The sequence below is a fragment of the Pseudomonas helleri genome, assembly GCF_001043025.1.
In the GTDB taxonomy this organism is placed as follows: domain Bacteria; phylum Pseudomonadota; class Gammaproteobacteria; order Pseudomonadales; family Pseudomonadaceae; genus Aquipseudomonas; species Aquipseudomonas helleri.
In genome coordinates, this window is sequence record NZ_JYLD01000001.1 from 574,168 (window position 1) to 593,884 (window position 19,717).

Annotated in this window: 18 protein-coding genes and 1 pseudogene; 5 read left to right on the top strand and 14 right to left on the bottom strand. The window is 59.2% G+C overall.

Features of this window, described 5'->3' with window-relative positions:
* Positions 1-33: 33 nt before the first annotated feature.
* Entirely contained in the window at positions 34-498 is a 465-nt protein-coding gene (locus TU84_RS02500) for a TIGR02444 family protein (RefSeq protein WP_048366905.1), read from the top strand.
* Here TU84_RS02500 and TU84_RS02505 read toward each other — a convergent pair.
* The gene (locus TU84_RS02505; RefSeq protein ID WP_048366906.1) at positions 495-1,442 is read right to left on the bottom strand and encodes an AlgP family protein; all 948 of its coding nucleotides are present in this window, start codon (positions 1,440-1,442) and stop codon (positions 495-497) included. The two genes, TU84_RS02500 and TU84_RS02505, sit on opposite strands and share 4 nt — an antisense overlap.
* A gap of 336 nt (positions 1,443-1,778) precedes the next feature.
* Between TU84_RS02505 and TU84_RS02510 the strand changes: the two genes are divergently transcribed.
* Positions 1,779-2,354, top strand: coding sequence for an FKBP-type peptidyl-prolyl cis-trans isomerase (locus TU84_RS02510; RefSeq protein ID WP_409348653.1), 576 nt, complete (start codon positions 1,779-1,781; stop codon positions 2,352-2,354).
* A gap of 88 nt (positions 2,355-2,442) precedes the next feature.
* On the opposite strand, the gene TU84_RS02515 is transcribed toward TU84_RS02510, so the two are convergent.
* From TU84_RS02515 to TU84_RS25990, 8 genes and pseudogenes are all read right to left on the bottom strand, one after another.
* Complete coding sequence (locus tag TU84_RS02515) at positions 2,443-2,913, bottom strand: Rsd/AlgQ family anti-sigma factor (protein WP_048366908.1); 471 nt, start codon at positions 2,911-2,913, stop codon at positions 2,443-2,445.
* A gap of 177 nt (positions 2,914-3,090) precedes the next feature.
* Positions 3,091-3,630, bottom strand: a complete 540-nt coding sequence (locus TU84_RS02520; RefSeq protein ID WP_048366909.1) for a disulfide bond formation protein B — start codon at positions 3,628-3,630, stop codon at positions 3,091-3,093.
* Positions 3,631-3,856: 226 nt separating this feature from the next.
* Positions 3,857-5,083, bottom strand: a complete 1,227-nt coding sequence (locus TU84_RS02525; RefSeq protein ID WP_048366910.1) for a heme biosynthesis protein HemY — start codon at positions 5,081-5,083, stop codon at positions 3,857-3,859.
* Positions 5,080-6,207, bottom strand: a complete 1,128-nt coding sequence (locus TU84_RS02530) for a uroporphyrinogen-III C-methyltransferase (RefSeq protein ID WP_048366911.1) — start codon at positions 6,205-6,207, stop codon at positions 5,080-5,082. The genes TU84_RS02525 and TU84_RS02530 overlap by 4 nt, the downstream gene beginning before the upstream one ends.
* Positions 6,208-6,223: 16 nt before the next feature.
* Positions 6,224-6,991 (bottom strand): uroporphyrinogen-III synthase, encoded by a 768-nt coding sequence (locus TU84_RS02535; RefSeq protein ID WP_048366912.1) that lies wholly within the window; start codon positions 6,989-6,991, stop codon positions 6,224-6,226.
* The gene (gene hemC / locus TU84_RS02540) at positions 6,988-7,929 is read right to left on the bottom strand and encodes a hydroxymethylbilane synthase (protein WP_048366913.1); all 942 of its coding nucleotides are present in this window, start codon (positions 7,927-7,929) and stop codon (positions 6,988-6,990) included. The genes TU84_RS02535 and hemC overlap by 4 nt, the downstream gene beginning before the upstream one ends.
* Positions 7,930-8,167: 238 nt before the next feature.
* Positions 8,168-8,914 carry a LytR/AlgR family response regulator transcription factor gene (locus tag TU84_RS02545; protein ID WP_048366914.1) on the bottom strand — a complete coding sequence of 249 codons (747 nt, stop codon included), beginning with the start codon at positions 8,912-8,914 and terminating at the stop codon, positions 8,168-8,170.
* Positions 8,911-9,033: pseudogene (locus TU84_RS25990) on the bottom strand (sensor histidine kinase); the annotation flags it as partial. The gene TU84_RS02545 and the pseudogene TU84_RS25990, both read right to left, overlap by 4 nt.
* 265 nt (positions 9,034-9,298) lie before the next feature.
* Here TU84_RS25990 and argH point away from each other — a divergent pair.
* Positions 9,299-10,693 carry an argininosuccinate lyase gene (argH, locus tag TU84_RS02550; RefSeq protein ID WP_048366915.1) on the top strand — a complete coding sequence of 465 codons (1,395 nt, stop codon included), beginning with the start codon at positions 9,299-9,301 and terminating at the stop codon, positions 10,691-10,693.
* A gap of 109 nt (positions 10,694-10,802) precedes the next feature.
* Here the strand turns inward: argH and TU84_RS02555 are convergent, their stop codons facing one another.
* The gene (locus tag TU84_RS02555) at positions 10,803-11,462 is read right to left on the bottom strand and encodes a glutathione S-transferase family protein (protein WP_048366916.1); all 660 of its coding nucleotides are present in this window, start codon (positions 11,460-11,462) and stop codon (positions 10,803-10,805) included.
* A 125-nt stretch (positions 11,463-11,587) separates the two neighbouring features.
* Between TU84_RS02555 and TU84_RS02560 the strand changes: the two genes are divergently transcribed.
* Positions 11,588-11,872 (top strand): hypothetical protein, encoded by a 285-nt coding sequence (locus tag TU84_RS02560; protein ID WP_048366917.1) that lies wholly within the window; start codon positions 11,588-11,590, stop codon positions 11,870-11,872.
* An 8-nt stretch (positions 11,873-11,880) separates the two neighbouring features.
* Here TU84_RS02560 and dibA read toward each other — a convergent pair whose 3' ends face one another.
* Entirely contained in the window at positions 11,881-13,803 is a 1,923-nt protein-coding gene (gene dibA, locus TU84_RS02565) for a phosphodiesterase DibA (protein ID WP_048366918.1), read from the bottom strand.
* Positions 13,804-13,952: 149 nt separating this feature from the next.
* Here dibA and desA point away from each other — a divergent pair, with 149 nt between their 5' ends.
* Positions 13,953-15,137, top strand: coding sequence for a delta-9 fatty acid desaturase DesA (desA, locus tag TU84_RS02570; protein WP_048366919.1), 1,185 nt, complete (start codon positions 13,953-13,955; stop codon positions 15,135-15,137).
* 141 nt (positions 15,138-15,278) lie between these two features.
* Here desA and TU84_RS02575 read toward each other — a convergent pair whose 3' ends face one another.
* The 3 genes from TU84_RS02575 to gabD all read right to left on the bottom strand — a co-directional run bounded on the left by TU84_RS02575 (position 15,279) and on the right by gabD (position 19,551).
* Positions 15,279-16,505: an HDOD domain-containing protein gene (locus TU84_RS02575; RefSeq protein ID WP_048366920.1), complete on the bottom strand. Its 1,227-nt coding sequence runs from the start codon at positions 16,503-16,505 to the stop codon at positions 15,279-15,281.
* Positions 16,506-16,648: 143 nt separating this feature from the next.
* Positions 16,649-17,932, bottom strand: coding sequence for a 4-aminobutyrate--2-oxoglutarate transaminase (gene gabT / locus TU84_RS02580; RefSeq protein ID WP_048366921.1), 1,284 nt, complete (start codon positions 17,930-17,932; stop codon positions 16,649-16,651).
* A gap of 176 nt (positions 17,933-18,108) precedes the next feature.
* Complete coding sequence (gene gabD, locus TU84_RS02585; protein WP_048366922.1) at positions 18,109-19,551, bottom strand: NADP-dependent succinate-semialdehyde dehydrogenase; 1,443 nt, start codon at positions 19,549-19,551, stop codon at positions 18,109-18,111.
* Between the last annotated feature and the right edge of the window lie 166 nt (positions 19,552-19,717).

Here is a 19,717-nt window from a genome sequence, read left to right on the forward strand (position 1 = left end):
CCAGCTTCCCTCTCAACTGGCGCGAATTGCACTATGCAGACCGATCTGTGGAATTACTGTTTGAAGGTCTATGCCCTGCCCGGCATTGAGCACGCCTGTTTAAGCCTGCAACGTCAGGGCCTGGATGTGTGCCTGCTGCTGTGCGCAGCCTGGCTGGAACACCAGCGTATCGCCTGCGATGAGGCGCGTTTTGAGTGCTTGCGGGCCTGCGCCGAGCCTTGGCAACGCGACGTCGTGCAGCCCTTGCGCCAATTACGCACGCAATGGCGCGAAGCGGCCACGCACGATGACGAATTGTCTGCGTTACGCGGGCTGATCAAAGGCTTGGAGCTGGAGGCAGAAAGGACGTTATTGCGACGGCTGGAGGCGGCAACCCTGGGCTGGTTACCTGCGCAATCGCAAGACAACTGCGACTGGCTGCAAAGACTGGTCAGCGGGGTTGAACACCCTGATCACGGCGCGCTGCAAACGCTGCGCGCCGCAATCAACCACGCTTAAGAAGCGCTGGTAGGGGTTGTCGCCGGCGTTGCGGGTGTCGCCGCAGCGGGTGCAGCCGCCGGTGTTGGCGCTGCGGTTGCGGTGGTTGCAGGCGTAGTTGCAGGTTTTGCCGCAGGCTTGGCGGCTGGCTTGGCGGCAGCTGGCTTTCTCACGGCTGGCTTGGCAGCGGGTTTGGCCGCAGGTTTAACCGCTGGCTTGGCAGGTGCCTTGGCCGCTGTGGAAGCCGGTTTGGCCGCTGCAGGTTTAGCAGCAGGTTTTGCTGCGGGCTTGGCCGCCGAGGTTCTGGCCGCTGGTTTGGCGGCTGCGGATGCAGGAGCTTTGGCAGCAGCAGGTTTTGCAGCAGCGGTACGGGTTGTCGCCGGTTTGGCGGCTGGCGCTTTAGCAGCGGCCGGTTTGGCAGCGGGTTTTGCCGCCGCGGTTTTAGCCGCAGGCTTGGCCGCTGCTGTTGCTTTGGCCGGTGCTTTAGCAGCAGGTTTAGCAGGCACCTTGGCGGCAACCGGTGCTTTGGCCGCAGGCTTTTTAGCGCTGGCAGCAGGTTTGGCGGTGCGAGCCGTCAGGGCCTTGCCAACGGCCTCTTTAACCCGGCCAATGCCTTGGGCCAACTTGAGGCTTTCTTGAGCATCACGCTTGAGTTGCTGGATGTAAGCGCGCGTTTCGGTTTGACGGTCTTTGAGCGAGTCCAGCAGTTGCTCAAGTTCTTTCACGGAAGACTTGGCTTTAGCCTGTGCCTTGGACTTGCCAGCGTGAGCGGCTTCTTGCAGTTTTTCACGTGCCTTGTGCAGTTTTTCCTGAGCTTTGCCGCGTTGTTTTTCAAGCTTGGCGAGCAACTTCTCAGCATCAGCCAGCGCTTGGGAACAGGCGCTTTCCAAATGCTCAAGCAGGCTGCCTGAGAGTTGTTGGAGCAAGTGCAACGGCGTATTAACAGACTTCTTGTTGGCCGACATGGTTTACCTCCTGGCTGAAGTGAGTGCGGCTCATACTAGACCTCTGTAAGAACCGCCGCTAGATCATGTTGACACTAACCATAGCAGCGGGTTGCATAGCGCCGGAAAACTTGTGCCAGATCACTTTTTACAGGCCTGTTCAGATAAATTTTTTGGCCACTTCTGCGTTTATTAAAGCCCCCGATATTTCCCCCAAACAATCGTGCTCGCACTGGCATAATCGCTGGCACTGAAGACCGGAGACTGCCCATGTCGCGCGCCCTTTTATTGACTCTGTTGTGCGTTGCCTGTTCGGCCCATGCGGCCCCGGCGCAAAGCCCGCAAGCCGCGCACGACCTGGCCTACAGCTTGGGTGCGAGCCTTGGCGAGCGTTTGCGCGAAGACGTGCCGCAGCTACAGATCCAGGCATTGATCGACGGCTTGCGCAGCGCTTATGAAGGCAAGCCGCTAGCGCTGAGTGATGAACGAATCGAGCAAATATTGACGGCGCACCAGGCGCAAATCGATGCCGAGCCCGCGCAACCGCAGAGCGAAGTTGCACTGAACGCCGAGCGTGATTTTTTATTAAAAGAAAAACAGAAAACCGGCGTTCGCGAGTTAGGCAACGGCATTTTGGCGACTGAACTCAAGGCAGGCGCCGGGGCAAAACCTGATGCTCAGAGTTCGGTGTACGTGAACTATGTGGGGCGTTTGCCGGACGGTACGATTTTCGATCAGAGCACGCAGCCACAATGGTTGCGTCTGGACAGCGTGATCAATGGGTGGCGCTTGGCGCTGGCGCAGATGCCAACCGGTTCTACATGGCGGCTGGTGATACCGTCCAATCAGGCGTACGGGGCAGAAGGCGCAGGGGATTTGATCGCGCCTTACACGCCGCTGGTGTTTGAAATCGAGTTGCTGAAGGTGCAATAAGACAACTATCTGTAGGAGCGAGCTTGCCTCGCGATCTTTTAAAAGATCAAAAGATCGCGAGGCAAGCTCGCTCCTACCGAATGGGGTATCAGGCTTGGGCGGCTTCTTTCTGTTTGTGCGCGCTGTGCAACACTTCGATCAAGCAGTCTTCAAGCTCAAAACGCTCATCGAGCAAGGCGCCGAGTGTTTTGAATTCGCTGGCGAGTTTTTCGCAATCCGGGCGATGCGCCTTGCCGTCGCAGTGCTCGTTAAAGGCCAAAGCGGCTTCGGTAATGACGTTGATTCGGGGGTGGATGATCTCAGCCAACGCGAGCCCGCGCTCATCATTGAATGCTTTCGCTTCGGCGTTGAGCTGCTCATAAATTTCGAAGTGGCCCGCAGAAACGTAATCAACCAGCAGTTGGCAGAACTCTTTTTGAGGCCCGCGTTTGGGATTGCGCTGCTGATCAATGACAGCCGCATAAGCACTCACAAGCTTGCTGCGCTCATGCAACCAGCGGTCTACCAACTGGTGAACACCATTGAAGCGTTCCTGAGCACTCTGACATCTTTCGAGCATGATGATCTCTCTTCCCTAGTGGGCCCATGCCACCCGATCGAGCCGGGCCTGTGTGGACCAAAACCTGTGCAGATACACCGGCAATGGGCGACATAACTCCAACAATGCGTGCGGGCCAGATTATGCCCGCCAAGCAACTGCTTCAAGGTACGCACGAGAGAAAGTTCATACAAGCGTTTAATACGAAGTGCTACTTCTGGTCGCAGGACGGGGCTTTTTACCCGGTAAAAAATAGCGCACCCACTGGAACAGACTCAGCGCCGCCAAACCTGCAAATGCCAGCATGCTCAGCTCGGGGATGCTCAGGTCAAAGAGTGTCCACTGGATGTGTGCGCAGGCTTCGGTCCCGCGGTAGACCGACGTAAACAGGTCCCCCAGTGACAGGTTGTTCCACAGTTGCGCCAAATCTGGCTGACAAATCATCAACTGCTGCGCCGGTAAACGCTGATAAAGCACTTGGCAGGTGGCACTGGCCAAACCCGCCAGAGCCAGCAGCATGGACACCATTGAGTAAACCAGTACGCCGATGGCACGCGGCGCATGGACAAAGGCGATCAGGTTGACCGCACCAAAAGCCAGTAACAGATAGCGTTGCACCAGGCAGAGCAAACAGGGGCTCAGCCCGGGCCCGTACTCCAGATACAAAGAGGCGCCCAGCACCGCAGCACTGGCAACCAACGCCAAAAGGAATATGAAACGTGAGCAGGCCAACAACATGGCTTTTCCGTAACAAAATAGACAGGCGGGTACGGTAGAGGAAAGCCAATAGCCCTTTCAAGGCCAGCCAATACGGATACTTCCGTAAGCTTGTAGGGAATCACCAACAACTGCTGAAAGGCTTTAGTGCAGATAGCGTACGAAATTTCTTGTCGCGCCTAAAAAACGGTTCCCCCCTGTGATAACGGCCGATGACCGTTTCCACAGGGGGTGTTTACAAAACGCTCTATTGCGGTAAAGGCAGCGCCAGCAAGCGTTCATCCAGCAAGTTCAGGCCTTCCTGAAACAACTGATTGCTGCGCGCCGTGTCACCCAACTGGGCCAGGAGCCGTGCAAGCTCTGCGCAGGTTTCTGGGTTGCGCTCAAGCTTGAGGCTGCTTTCAAAGTAGTCCCGCGCCTTGCCCCATAGGCTGTTCTGCAAGCACAGGCGGCCCAGGGTCAGCAGCAAGCTGGCATCCGCCGGGTGCGCCTTGAGCCAGCCTTCTGCGGTCTGCAATTGCTTGACCGGGTCGCTACCACGCAGCAAGCCATACAGGCGCACCAAGTGGCTGTCGTACGTGCGCTTGAGCGCACCGCGCACTACTTCTTCGGCCTCTGACTGTGCCCCCAGGCGGCGCAATTGCTCGGCATAAGCCAATACCAGGGTGGGCTCCTGACGCTGTGCCGAGGTCAGTTGCTGCCAGGCCAGGGTCAACGATTGCAGCCCGGCCTCGCCGCCCGTGTCGCGTTGCGCCGCCAGGCCAAGGTTTTGCCCCCAGGCGCGGCGTTCAAGCTCAGCCAGTTCCTGGGCAGGCAAGACTTTGTCTTTACGCAGCTCGGGCAGCAGGCGGATCAGTGCCGACCAGTCGCCGCGCTGCTGGTGCAGGCGCTGAAGCTGGCGCAGCACCTGCACGTTATGCGGATGGCGTTCGTGCATGGCTTGCAAGGTGTTGAGGGCGCCTTCGGTGTCTGCGCGATCAACTTGCAGTTGCGCATGATTGAGGGCAATCGCCAGTTCGGCCTGGGGCTGACGCTCAAGGGCGCGCTCAAGCAGGCTGTCGCTTTCTTCGTAACGACCCAGCTCGTTGGCCGCACGCGCGGCACCGAGGTAGAACAGCAACGGTTGGCGCTCGGCTTCTGCGGCGCGGGTCAGGTGCTTTTGCGCGCTGGCCCAGCGGCCCTCGGCCAAGTCCATCTGGCCTTGTTCGATCGCCAGTTGAATGCGACGGCTGCGGTTACGCCTTGACCACGGGTTGACCAGGCCAGTCGAGACGCTGAACAGCTCAACCAACAGCTTGATGCCCCAGATCACCAGCCACAGGATCACCAGCACAGCCAGTGACGCCCACAGGCTGGATTCGTAGCGGAAGTTTTTGTAAGCCACCAGCACGTAGCCTGCGTCCTCGGAGATTGCCAGGCCGACGCACGCAGCGGCCGCAATCAACAAGAACACAATCACATACAGACGCTTCATGGGCGGGCCTCCTCGGCCGGTTTGGCAGCCGCACGACCCGGTTCGTCAGCCTCGACATGCCGACGCTCAAGGTAGGCCTGCATCGCACTCAAGGTGCCCGCCAGGTCCGGCGTCTTGACCGTGACCGGCTGCCTGCTCAGCTCAACCACTTGCTCCAGCATTTTTTGGCTTTGCGCGTTGTCCTGGTTGAAGTTGCCTTTGAGCACCTCTTGCGCCTGCGCCAAAGCCTGGGTGTAGACCGAGGCCTGACCGTTAAGCGCAGCCCACTGCGCTTGCTCCAGCGCCAGGCTCAAGGCCAGACGGACTTGGGTCAGGCTTTGCCCTGCCAGCAACGGCCGCACATTTTTGTCGGCATTGAAGTCGATACGGATGTAATGGGAGATTTCATCCCACCATTGCTCCCAGCGGCTTGCCCCGTCGCCATCGGCGGTCAGGCCCAGCAACGAATCGCCGGAGTCCTTGAACTCGGGCGCCAGCGCGGTGAGTTGCGACACTTGATCACGCAAGGCTGCCAACTGCAGGAACACACCCGTGCGGTCTGGCTGTTCGACGCTACGCAAGGCGGCGAGGCTCTTGGCCAGTTGCTCGCGGGCAGCGAACGAACCCGGATCATTCTGCTCGCGCAAAATGTCATCGGCGCCCTGCACCAGCGCCTGGGCGCTGCTGATGTCTTGCAGCGCTGACAAGCGCAGGCTGGCCAGACGCAACAAGTGCTCGGCCTCGGCCAGGCGCCAGTCTTTGCGGCTCGCCCCCAGCACGGTCTCAAGGCGTTGATTCAAGCGTTGCTGATCGCCTTGCAGTTGCACCACCAATTGACGCTGGTTATCCAGGTCGTTGGCCGAAGGCAACTGGTTGAGCCGCGTCAGCAGTTGCTGCTCGCTTTGTTTGATCGACAGCGTTTGTGCGCCCAGCGCCTGCACTTCTGCCAACTGCTCGGCAGTGCTGGCTTCCAGATGGCGCATCTGCCACACCGCCCAACCGCCGACCGCGATGCCGGCAGCGCCGAGCAACAGCGCGAAGGCGGCCAGACCATTGCCCCGGCGCTCAGGCTTGATGACAGGTTTTTCAACCGGCGCTTCTGGCGCGGGCTGCACGTGTTCTTTTGGCAAGACTGTTTCGCTCACGTATCCATCCTTTGCGTTAGAAAGCAGGTACGGGATGTGCCCGTAGCGCCGCCAGCAAAGCCGCAGCGCTCGCGCCACGGCAATCCACAACGTTTTTGGCCCCAGCATCGCGCGCAATCTGCGCAACGCGAGGGCTTGGAACAAACAATGTCATACCGCTCAGTTGGGGCCAGGCATCACCTGCCAACTGCTGCAAATGTTCAAATCCCTGTCCACTGCTGACCACCAGCGCGTTCAGGCGTTCCGCTTTTATGCGTTGAAGCAGTGTGTGAGCCGGGTAAGACGGCAGCGTTCGGCGATACAGTTCAAGGTAATCGACCTGCGCGCCCAGCTGGCGCAGACGCTCGGCGAGCATTTCGCGTCCGCCCTCGCCGCGCACGATCAGCACCTTGGGCTCGCTGCACGTCACCGCTTGGGTAAACGCGGGCAACGCCAGCAAGGCCTCGCTGTCATCTGCGGATAAAGGGTAGCTAACATCCAGGCCATGCTCGGCGAGAATCTGCGCAGTGGCGGCACCCACACTGAACCACGGCTGCTCAGGCGCTTGCGGCCAATACTGGCTGACCCACTGCACGCCCAGGCGCGCAGCGGGCTTGCTGACCACGATGACCGCGCAATAGCGGTCCAGGTGGGCGACCATCTCGCGCTGGCTTTGAGTCAATGCCAGCGGTTCGATGGCCAGCAGCGGCAGGCTGCTGCTGAACACACCCACAGTGGCCAGCTCGTTCGCGAGTGCTGCCGACTCCTCAGCGGGTCGGGTCAGCAGCAGGCGCCAGCCTGTCACTCGTGACCCGCCTCGCCGTAGACCGCTTTAAGGATCTCACCGGCGCCTTGTGCCAGCAGGTCTTTGGCGACCTGCACACCCAACGCTGTTGCGGCACTGTGCGGGGCACGTGCTTCGGCGCTCAGCAATGTGCCACCGGCGGGCTCACCGACCAGGCCACGCAGCCAGATCTGCTCGCCTTCCAGCACGGCATAGCAGGCGATGGGCACTTGGCAGCCGCCATTGAGGTGTTTGTTGAGCGCACGTTCTGCGGTCACGCGCACTGCCGTGTCGGCATGGTGCAGCGGCGCCAGCAACGCGTGAATTTCGTGGTCCGCGCTGCGGCATTCAATGCCCACGGCGCCCTGGCCACCGGCTGGCAGGCTGTCTTCGACACTGATCGCCGAGGTGATGCGGTCTTCAAAGCCCAAGCGGATCAGGCCCGCAGCGGCGAGGATGATGGCGTCGTATTCACCGGCGTCGAGCTTGGCCAGACGCGTGTTGACGTTGCCGCGCAGAAAGCGGATTTCGAGGTCTGGTCGACGGGTCAGCAACTGAGCCTGACGGCGCAGGCTCGACGTGCCGACCACACTGCCGGCCGGCAAGGCATCGAGGCTGGCAAAGGTATTGGAGACAAAAGCGTCACGCGGGTCTTCGCGCTCGCAAATGCAGAACAGACCGAGGCCTTCAGGGAAGTCCATCGGCACGTCCTTCATGGAGTGCACGGCGATGTCAGCTTCGTTTTCGAGCAGGGCAGTTTCCAGCTCTTTGACGAATAAACCCTTGCCGCCGATTTTCGACAGCGGCGAGTCCAGCAGCTTGTCGCCACGGCTGACCATCGGCACCAGCGTCACCACAAGACCTGGGTGAGCCTGCTCTAAACGGGCTTTGACGTATTCGGCCTGCCACAGAGCCAGGGCGCTTTTACGGGTAGCGATGCGGATTTCGCGAGAGGACATGGATCAATCCGTACTGAAAAGATACGGCTGATAATAACAGCTCAGCCAAAACAGCTTTGACTTGTATCAGAAAGTACGTGGCCGATTAAGCCAGGAGCAGGCCATCCGTTACAGGAGGGCGAATAAATAGCGCGTGGGAGCGGGCTTGCTCGCGATGGCATCGACCCTATGATTCAGGCATACCGCGCCGCCTGAATCGCGAGCAAGCCCGCTCCCACCACAATGACCATTTGCCGTGTCAGAGCTGCTGCATCATTTTGCGCACGCCCGCCACGTGGCGGCGGCTCACAATCAGCGCATCGCCATTAAGCCCCTTGAGGAACAGCTGAAAATGCCCCAGCGGGGTACGTTGCAGGCGTTCGATACGGTCACGCGCCACCAGCGCGTTGCGGTGGATACGCACAAAGCGTTCACCGAATTCGTCTTCAAGGGCTTTGAGCGGCTCATCGAGCAACACTTCGCCGCCCTCGTGACGCAAGGTCACGTATTTATGGTCAGCGATGAAATAAATCACTTTGTCGATAGGGATGAGTTCAATGCCTTTTCGGGTTCTGGCACTGATGTGGCTGCGCGGCCCGCTGCCCGTTTGCGCGGCTGGCCGAGTCAGGGCCGCCAGTTGCACACGGTTAGGCCGGTGCGCGTCTTTTAAGGCCGCAGTAAGGGCCTCGGCGCTGACCGGCTTGAGCACGTAGCTCACACCGCTGTCTTGCAGGGCCTGAACAGAGAACTCGTCAGGCGCTACGCAAAACACCACGGCGGGTGGCAATTCGCGCTCGCATAATTTGGCAGCGACCTGCAAACCGTCGAGGCCCGGCATGTGGATGTCGAGAAGAACGACATCGGGCTTCAGGCTTTCGATCAGGCTCAGAGCCTCTTCGCCATGAGTAGCGGCGGGCTCCAGCGGCGTATAACCCCCAACAGCATTGAGCAAACGGCTCAAGTGCTCTCGGGCCAAGGTTTCGTCATCAACGATCAGGACATTCATATAGCGCTGTATTCCTGCGTGAGTCTCGCACAAGGATAGCGTAGACAGGTGAAGTGACGGCTGTCACAGCGATCCACGCTAAGACTAGCGTGAAGGCCAAAAAGTGCCGCAAGTCGCACAGCAAAATTCACCTGTGTCTGTTGCTCGATTTAATACCGGATGCGTCCAACAAGCTACAAAGACCTGCAAAGACTGCTCCATACGACCAACTGTAGACGGTTGCCAAGACGAATGGGGCCAATCTATACAATTCGTTTCGGTATTTTGTTTATACCTCAAATCCGTTAAAACCTGCCGACCTGCGTCAACGCCTTGAATGGCAACCCTGTTATGATCCGCAGTAACTTTTTATGTACTCCCACTCAGCCGATTACGAGCGAATCCATGAGCACCGACAAGACCAATCAGTCCTGGGGCGGCCGCTTCAGTGAACCCGTCGACGCCTTCGTTGCGCGCTTCACTGCCTCGGTCACTTTCGACCAGCGCCTTTATCGCCACGACATCATGGGCTCCGTGGCCCACGCCACCATGCTGGCCAAGGTCGGTGTGCTGACCGATGCAGAGCGCGACAGCATCATCGACGGTTTGAAAACCATCCAGAGCGAAATCGAGGCCGGCACTTTTGACTGGCGCGTCGACCTGGAAGACGTGCACATGAACATCGAAGCGCGCCTGACAGACCGCATCGGCGTGACCGGTAAAAAGCTGCACACCGGGCGCAGCCGTAACGACCAGGTCGCCACCGATATTCGCCTGTGGCTGCGTGATGAAATCGACCTCATCTTGGCTGAAATCACACGCCTGCAAAAAGGCCTGCTGGAGCAAGCCGAGCGCGAAGCCGAGACCATCATGCCGGGCTTTACGCACCTGCAAACCGCTCAGCCGGTGACCTTCGGGCATCACATGCTGGCCTGGTTCGAGATGCTCAGCCGCGACTACGAGCGCCTGGTAGACTGCCGCAAACGCACCAACCGCATGCCGCTGGGCAGCGCCGCACTGGCGGGCACCACCTACCCGATCGACCGTGAGCTGACCGCGCAACTGCTGGGCTTTGACGCCGTGGGCGGCAACTCGCTGGACAACGTCTCGGATCGCGATTTCGCCATCGAATTCTGCGCCGCCGCGAGCATTGCGATGATGCACCTGTCGCGCTTCTCCGAAGAGTTGGTGCTGTGGACCAGCGCGCAGTTCCAGTTCATTGATCTGCCTGACCGCTTCTGCACCGGCAGCTCGATCATGCCGCAAAAGAAAAACCCCGACGTGCCAGAGCTGGTACGTGGCAAAAGCGGTCGCGTGTTCGGTGCCCTGATGGGCCTGCTGACCCTGATGAAAGGCCAGCCATTGGCCTACAACAAGGACAACCAGGAAGACAAAGAGCCGCTGTTCGATGCCGCCGATACCCTGCGTGACTCGTTGCGTGCGTTTGCCGACATGATCCCGGCGATCAAGCCCAAGCACGCGATCATGCGTGAAGCGGCGCTGCGCGGTTTCTCGACAGCAACTGACCTGGCTGACTACCTGGTGCGCCGTGGCCTGCCGTTCCGTGACTGCCACGAAATCGTTGGCCATGCCGTGAAATACGGCGTGGAAACCGGCAAAGACCTGGCCGAAATGAGCCTGGAAGAACTGCGCCAGTTCAGCGATCAGATTGATGACGACGTGTTTGCCGTGTTGACCCTGGAAGGTTCGGTCAACGCCCGTAATCACATTGGCGGCACAGCGCCGGCCCAGGTGAAAGCGGCAGTGGTTCGCGGCAAGGCCTTGCTGGCCAGCCGTTAAACACAACGCCTGTAGGAGCTGCCGCAGGCTGCGTTCTTTTGATCTTTAAATCAACAGATCGCAGCCTTCGTTCCTCGGCAGCTCCTACAGGTCGGGTGCTTTGGCGCTCTTATTTTTTGCTGCTAATCCACGCCAAAAACTGCGGCATTGCTGCGTCTTTGTCTGCCGCGATGCGTTTAACGTGCGGGTTTTGCTCAAGGTGCTCCAGCAGCGCCTTGGCGCCTGGCAGTTCGGCCAGCAGGTCCAGGCCGAAGACTTTCTTGCCCACGCCACAGGCCAGGGTGACGCTGTACAGGAAGTAAATGTCTGCCACGCTCAGGGTGTCGCCCGCAACATAGGGTGCAAATGTTGCGTGACGCGACAGCGACGCAATGCCGTGCAGCAACTCAGCCTTGGCTTTGGTCTTGATCGCCTCAGGGACTTGCGTGCCGAAGAACGCTTCGGCGTAGCACGCACGGGCGGGCAACTCGATGTACAACTCGATTTCTTTGGCGATGGCCAGCACGTGGGCGCGCTCAAAGGGATCGGTCGGCAGCAGTTTGGGGCCCGGCTGGGTCTGTTCGATGTAGTCGAGGATCACGCTGGTTTCGTTGACGTAGCCCTGCTCGACGCCCAATACCGGCACTTTGCCGCAAGGGCTGACTACCAGCGCCTCTGGGGTTTTGCCAGCAAAAAACGCGACCTCTTCAAACGGCAGGCCCTTTTCCAGCAGCGCCAGCTTGACCATGTTGTAGTAGTTACTGACAGCGAATCCATAAAGCTTGAGCATCACAAAGCCTCCAGGCCATGTTGGGGTTGGCAGCAGCTGTTATAGAGCTTCGCCGCTAAGCTGACCAGCAGCATCATTGCGCTGAATACCGCTAAACTGCCGGCCTTACCTTAAGGAGCCTGCCCATGAGCGAGCCAACTGATATCGACAACGACGAAGAAGAATTCGCCGAATCCACCCTGACCCAGGCGATTGAAAACCAGATCGAAAGCGACAATCCGCCCGCGGCCAAGGCCACCTTCAATAAGCTGACCCTGGTCGGTTATGAGCGCGAAGAGATTTTGAACTTGATGGCCCACGTACTGGCCATCGAGATCGACGCGATGCTCGACGAAGACCGCGCCTTCAACACCGAGTGGTATGAGACAGCCCTTCGCGCACTGCCTGAGCTGCCACCCGAGAAAGCCTGAGGCAGCGCTCAGGTGCGAATGACGGGCGCCCGCTGCCAATCCAGTTCGCTGGCAGGCACCGGGCGGCCAAACCAGTAGCCCTGGCCCAGATCGCACTTGAAGTCGAGCAGGAACTGCGCCTGCTCGATGTGCTCGATGCCTTCGGCGTGCACCTGCAAGCCCATGCTTTGGGACAGGGCAATGACCGCGCGCACAATCGCCACGTCGTCATTGTCTTCCGGCAAGCCTGCGACAAAACCCTGATCAATTTTGAGTTTTTGCACAGGCAGTTGCTTGAGGCGCAGCAGCGATGAAAAGCCGGTGCCAAAGTCATCAATGGCCAGGCGCAACCCCAGCGCACGCAGACGGTGCATCTGCTCCAGCGCCCCTTGAGAATCTTCCATCACCGCGCTTTCCGTGACTTCCAGCTCCAGCAAGGCCGGGTCCAGACCGCTGTCGGTCAACACGGTGGACACCAGCGTATAGAGCTCCGGGCGGGCGAACAGACGGCTGGAGATATTCACCGCCACGAACGACAAATGCACGCCTGCCGATTGCCACTGGCACATCTGCCAACAGGCTTGTTCCAGCACCCAGGCGTCAATTTCGGCTATCAGGCCGGTGCGTTCAGCGATCGGGATAAACTCCCCCGGAGGCACCAGCCCCCGCAGCGGGTGCTCCCAGCGCACCAAAGCTTCAACCCCGATCAGGCGGCTGGTTTTCAGGTCATGCACCGGCTGGTAATACACCCGCAACTCTTGCTGCTCGAGCGCCCGGCGCAAGTCGCTGGCCACCTCGATCCGGTTAAGGGCGTGCACGGTCAGTTCTTCGGTGTACAGCGCGTAGCCTTCGCGGCCCGCACTTTTGGCCTTGAACAGCGCCGAGTCGGCATTGCGCAGCAGTTGCTCGGCGTTCAGCGCATCGCCGGGGAACACACTGATGCCCACGCTGGCGCTCACAAACAGTTGATGGCTGGTGACCTCAAACGCTGCTTTCATGGCCTCCAGCACTTGCTGCGCCAGCACCTCGGCGCGGCTCGCATTTGAGCAATTTTCGATCAGCACGGCGAACTCGTCGCCGCCCAGCCGGGCCACCGTATAGCCTTTGCCGAACACGCGCTGTAAACGCCCGCTGACCGCCTTGAGCAACAGGTCGCCGACGTTATGCCCAAGGCTGTCGTTAATAATTTTGAAATGATCAAGGTCGATCATCAGCAGCGCGCAGCCTGTCTTGTGGCGCTGCGCAGAGGTCAAGGCCTGCTCGGTACGGTCGGTGAATAGCAAACGATTGGGCAGGTCAGTGAGCGGGTCATGGTGGACCAGCCGCGCCAGGTCCGTCTGGGATTTTTTAATAGCCGAAATGTCGGTGAACACCGCGACATAGTGGGTGAGCTGGCCTTTTTCGTCGGTGATGGCCCGCACGGTTTGCCACTGCGGGTAGATTTCACCGTTTTTGCGCCGGTTCCAGATCTCGCCGTGCCAGTCGCCGGTTTCTTGCAAGGACTTGAAAACACCCTGGTAAAACTCAAGGTCATGGTGACCAGACTTGAACATGTTGGGCCGTTTACCCAGCACTTCTTCGACCGTATATCCGGTGATTTCAACCAGCGCCCGATTCACATGCACAATTGCACCCGTACGGTCAGTGACCAGCACCCCTTCACGGGTGCAATCAAACACCGCTGCCGCTTGGCGCAGACGCTCGCGATCCTCGCGTTGGCGCTTCAAGCTGGCGCTCCCGCCGAGAAAACCCAACAGTTGGGAGCGGGCAACAAAGATCAGAACGGCGCTGACAAACACCCACACATAGCCATTGATGAGCTGCCAGTGCGCCAACTGCGCCGAGTCGTCCAAAAAACTGCTCAATAAATGATCAGTTATTTGCAGCCAGGCTACCGATAACAACCCGTAAAGCAGGGCTGCACGCAGGGCATTGCGAGAAGAAACCGACATGAGAAAGTTATAACGCCTACAAAAAAATGGGAATTATAGAGTAAGAAACATCCAGCCACTCTTATCTCAAAGGGCGACTGGTTTTAAATGGCTGCATGGTGATAATGCGTGTTGCAATTTATTTCATCTTCCCGAGGGCCAAACAGCCTATGTGGTACAACGGTTTTCTTGACTTGTCAGCCTGGCAACTGGTTGCAGTCACCCTGTTGATGACCCACGTGACCATTATCGGTGTCACGGTTTATCTTCACCGCTACTCAGCTCACCGCTCACTTGAACTCAACGGTGGCCTGAAACACTTCTTCCGCTTCTGGTTGTGGCTGACCACCGCGCAGAACACCCGCGAGTGGACGGCCATCCACCGCAAACACCACGCCAAATGTGAAACCGCCGATGACCCGCACAGCCCGGTCGTCAAAGGGTTATCGACCGTTTTGCGAAAAGGTGCAGAGCTGTATCGCGAAGAAGCACAGAATGCTGAAACGCTACGCATTTACGGCAAAAACTGCCCTGAAGACTGGATCGAGCGCAATCTTTATTCGCGTTACAAGCTGCTGGGCGTAGCCCTGATGCTGGTGATTGATTTGCTGCTGTTCGGCGCCATCGGCCTGACTATCTGGGCCGTGCAGATGATGTGGATCCCGGTGTGGGCCGCGGGCGTGGTCAACGGTTTGGGCCATGCGGTCGGTTATCGCAACTTTGAGTGCCGCGATGCTGCGACCAATCTGGTGCCGTGGGGCATCCTCATTGGTGGCGAAGAGCTGCACAACAACCACCACACCTACCCCAACTCGGCCAAGCTGTCGGTCAAGAAGTGGGAGTTCGACTTGGGTTGGGCGTGGATCAAAGTGTTCAGCTTTTTGCGTTTGGCCAAGGTTCAGCGGGTTGCGCCTATCGCCCACCGGGTCGAAGGCAAAGGCAGCCTGGACATGGACACCGCGATGGCGATCCTCAACAACCGGTTCCAGATCATGGCGCAGTACCGCAAGCTGGTGATCGCACCGCTGGTGCAGCAAGAGCTGGCCAAGGTCGATCACTCGGTTCGCCACCAGTTCCGCCGGGCCAAGCGCCTGCTGTCGCGTGAAACCAGCCTGCTGGAAGAGCGCCATCACCAGCGTATCGAAACCCTGCTGGAGCACAGCCAATCGCTCAAAGTGATCTATGAAAAGCGTCTGGCGCTGCAACAGATCTGGATCAAGACCAGCACCAATGGTCACGACATGCTGGCGGCGATCAAGGAATGGGTCCATGAGGCGGAAGCCAGCGGGATTCATTCGTTGCGTGAATTTGCCAAACAGCTGAAAACCTACTCGCTGCGCCCTGCGGCGGTTTAAGAGCGGTTGCGGGCAGCGACTACCACGGTAGTCGCTGACGAAGCATGAGGCTGCGATGGGTTGCGAAGCGACCCAAAACAGCGGTCCTGCGGCCCGCATCGCAGCCTTCGTGCCTCGTCAGCGGCTACAGATTTGCCAAGGTTAGACGGTGCTTTGCACCTTGCTCATCAGGCGTGACAGTTCTGCCGTGCCTACCCGCAGCAAACGCGCGGTCTTGCTGCTGGCCAGCGCATCCAGGCCTTCTTCTGATTCCAGCACCGCCAACTGCCCGGCCAGGTTCATGACCAGCGCCTCTCGCGAGTACACCCCGCCTCCCAGGTGATACACCGCCGCGATCAACTCGCGCAGCTCCAGCGGCAAGCGCCAGCGTGTGCGCAACGCAGAGCCGTAGGCGGCCCCAAACTCGGCCAGGGACTCGTCAATCACCTGCGTGTCCAGCTCGCCCCCCGCCTGCTGCCATTCTTGCAAACAGCGCAGCACCGCCAGATCACCCAGGCGGTACAGCAAACCCGCACAGTAGCAGCGCTGCTGATCGAGGTTGAGCATGCCTGCCAAGGTGCGACCGTACTCTGCCGCGCGCAACGACACCGCCCACTGGTGCTCGGCGTAATCGGCCAGACGCGGGTCGTTCAGTTGCGCGCTGTGCTTGAGCGTCAGCCCTTGCACCAGGTTCATGCTTTGCGCCGGGCCCAGCCGCTGCAAGGCGTGGGTCAGCGTCTGGGCGGGCCGCGCAAGGTGCTGCGCAGCGCTATTGGCCGCAGCAATCAGCACGGCGGTAATTTGCGGGTCTTTGCACACTTCATCTTCCAGCGCCGACAGGTTGAGGCCGTCAGGGCTGAGGCTGCGCTTGACCGCTGCCCGCGCATCGATCCACAGCGGTGCGCCATCCGAAGACGCCCGGCGCTGTGTCAGAAAACGTTTGAGGGTCATGCCGGGCGCCAGTGACGGCACGTCACACAGTACCTCTTGCCCCGCGCTCAGTAACAGCCCCTGCAGACGCTTGGTCAGACCGCTCAGGTCCAGTGGTTTAGTCAGGTAGGCGGTGGGCGCCAACGGCAAGGCTTCGCGTACGCTGGCGCTGTCATTGCGGCTGCTGACTAAAATAAACGGCAAGGCCGGGCTGCGACGACGTTGGCGCACACTGCGCAACACATCCAGCCCGCTGACACCGGGCAGGTCCCGGTCTGAAATCACCAGGTCATAACTTTTTTGGCTCAGCAGCAAGAGTGCCTGCTGCCCTTCACCGCACACATCCAACTGCGCGTCACACCGAACACTCAGCACCACTTGCTTGAGTAGATCCCGGGACCACGGATCGGCCTCGGCAATCAATACGCTCGGTACAACGGATAAATCTACAACGGCCATTCAATCTGCTCCCAGCGCAATGCCTGCACCTTAGACAATGGCAACGCATGGATACAGAAAAATCACATGTCTGAATCGCTTAAAGCAAAAAAAACCGCCGAAGCGGTTTTTTTTGTCTATCGAGTCACACCTTCACGGCGGGCTTACGCCAGCTCAGCGAAGCACTCTTCGATAATGGCCAGGCCTTTGTCCAGCAACTCGTCTGGAGCGGTCAACGGCACCAGAACACGCAGAACGTTGCCGTACGGGCCGCACGACAGCAGGATCAGACCTTTCTCACGCGCTTTAGCGACGACTTGAGCCACGGCTGCTGCGTTTGGCTTGTGTGCGTCGCCGCCTTCGAACAGCTCGACCGCGATCATGGCGCCCAGCGCACGAACGTCGCCGATCACCGGGTACTTGGCCTGAATAGCCTTTAGGCCAGATACCAGATGCTCGCCCACTGCCTTGGAACGGTCCAGCAGGTGCTCTTCTTCAAACACCTCCAGCACAGCCAGTGCCGCCGCACACGCGATCGGGCTACCGGCGTAGGTGCCGCCCAGGCCGCCTGGAGCGATGGCGTCCATCAGTTCGGCCTTGCCGCACACGCCCGCCAGCGGGAAGCCGCCAGCGATGGATTTAGCGAAGGTGGTCAGGTCAGCTGCAACACCCATTTGTTCCATGGCGAAGAAGGTGCCGGTACGACCCGCGCCTGTTTGTACTTCGTCAGCGATCAGCAGGATGCCGTGCTTGTCACACAGTTCACGCAGGCGAGCCATGAACGCTTTCGGCGCCACGTAGAAACCACCTTCGCCCTGAACTGGCTCGATGATGATGGCAGCGATGTCTTTAGGCTCGGCATCGTTTTTGAAGATGCGTTCGATGCTGGCGATGGAGTCGTCAACGCTGATGCCATGCAGCTCGCACGGGTACAGAGCGCGGAAGATACCGCCTGGCATCAGGCCCATGCCGGCCGAGTAAGGCACGACTTTACCGGTCAGGCCCAGGGTCATCATGGTACGGCCGTGGTAAGCGCCGGTGAACGCGATCACGCCAGCACGGCCAGTGGCTGCGCGGGCAACCTTGATGGCGTTTTCAACGGCTTCCGAACCGGTGGTCACCAGCAGGGTCTTCTTGTCGAAGTTGCCTGGGACCTTGGCGTTGATTTTTTCGCACAGCTCTACGTACGGCTCGTAAGCCAGTACCTGGAAGCAGGTGTGGGTCAGCTTGGTCAGTTGCTCTTGCACGGCGGCAATGATTTTCGGGTGCAGGTGACCGGTGTTCAGTACCGCGATACCGCCCGCGAAGTCGATGAACTCACGACCTTCAACGTCGGTTACGGTCGCGTTTTTTGCCGACTCGGCAAAAATCGGGTGGATCTGGCCAACGCCGCGAGGGACAGCGGCTTCACGGCGTTTCATCAAAGATGCGTTGGTCTTGTTGCTCATGGTGTTCCTCATTCGCCGTTTATCTAACGGCGTGGTTCAAGGCTGACGCGCCTGGGTAGCACCGATGCCAGCATGCGATGATCGACTGGCATGGCGCGCCCGGCCACAAAAATTAACAGTTTGAAACACAGAGGGAGCATCGCTCTCGTGCCCCTTCTGCTGAACCACCCGCCGAGTTAAATACTCAGGCAGAGATATTTGATTTCCAGGTAGTCTTCGATGCCGTACTTGGAGCCTTCACGGCCCAGGCCCGACGCCTTGATGCCGCCAAATGGCGCGACTTCGTTGGAAATGAGACCGGTGTTAACGCCGACCATGCCGTATTCCAGTGCTTCTGCAACACGGAAAACGCGGCTCATGTCACGCGCATAGAAGTACGACGCCAGACCGAACTCGGTGTCGTTGGCCATTTCGATCACTTCGGCTTCGTCTTTGAAACGGAACAGCGGTGCCAGCGGGCCGAAGGTTTCTTCTTTGGCCACGGCAGCGTTTTTCGGCACGTTGACCAGAATGGTCGGCTCGAAGAAGCTGCCTTCCAGGCTGTTGCCGCCTGCCAGCAGGGTTGCGCCTTTGCTCAGTGCATCAGCGATGTGTTCTTTGACTTTGGCCACAGCCTTGTCATCGATCAGCGGGCCGGTGGTGGTGCCTTCTTCCAGACCGTTACCGATTTTGAGCTTGGCCACAGCCGCTTTGAGTTTTTCTGCGAATGCGTCGTACACGCCATCCTGAATGTACAGGCGGTTGGCACACACGCAGGTCTGGCCGTTGTTGCGGTACTTGGAGATGATCGCGCCTTCGACGGCCTTATCCAGGTCAGCGTCGTCAAACACGATGAACGGCGCGTTGCCGCCCAGTTCCAGAGAAACTTTTTTGATGTCCTTGGCGCATTCGGCCATCAGTTGACGACCGATTTCGGTCGAACCGGTGAAGGACAGCTTGCGCACGATCGGGTTGCTGGTCAGCTCGCCGCCGATGTCGCCAGCGCTGCCCGTCACAACGCTCAACACGCCTTTTGGAATGCCGGCACGGTGCGCCAGCTCAACCAGTGCCAGGGCCGAGAACGGAGTTTGCGAAGCCGGCTTGATCACCATGGTGCAACCTGCGGCCAGTGCCGGGCCTGCTTTACGGGTGATCATGGCGGCCGGGAAGTTCCACGGCGTAATGGCAGCGGTCACACCGATCGGTTGTTTGATCACGATCAGGCGCTTGTCAGGCTGGTGGCCTGGAATCACGTCGCCATAGACGCGCTTGGCTTCTTCAGCGAACCACTCGATGAACGAAGCGGCGTAAGCGATTTCGCCCTTGGCTTCAGCCAGTGGCTTGCCTTGCTCCAGGGTCATGAGACGGCCCAGGTCGTCCTGGTTTTCAATCAACAGCTCAAACCAGCGACGCAGTTTGCCTGCACGCTCTTTAGCGGTCAGTGCACGCCAGGCTGGCAACGCCTTGTCTGCGGCTTCAATCGCACGACGGGTTTCAGCCGCGCCCATTTTTGGCACGGAACCGATGATTTCGCCCGTGGCCGGGTTGTTAACCTTGATCGTCTGACCACCGTCCGCATCGACCCAAGCACCATCGATATAGGCTTGTTGGCGGAACAGTTGTGCGTCTTTGAGCTGCATGTTGGCTTTCCTTAACAGCACCGCACAGAGGCGGGGCGAATTATTGATAGAAGAAAGGCGCCATAGAAGGCTGCCGTCAGGAAGTCATTCACTGCCAAAGTACTTGGATAGCGCACAAAGAATAAGCCGTGCGATTCAGCACTCAGACAAGAGCGTTTGAAATCTC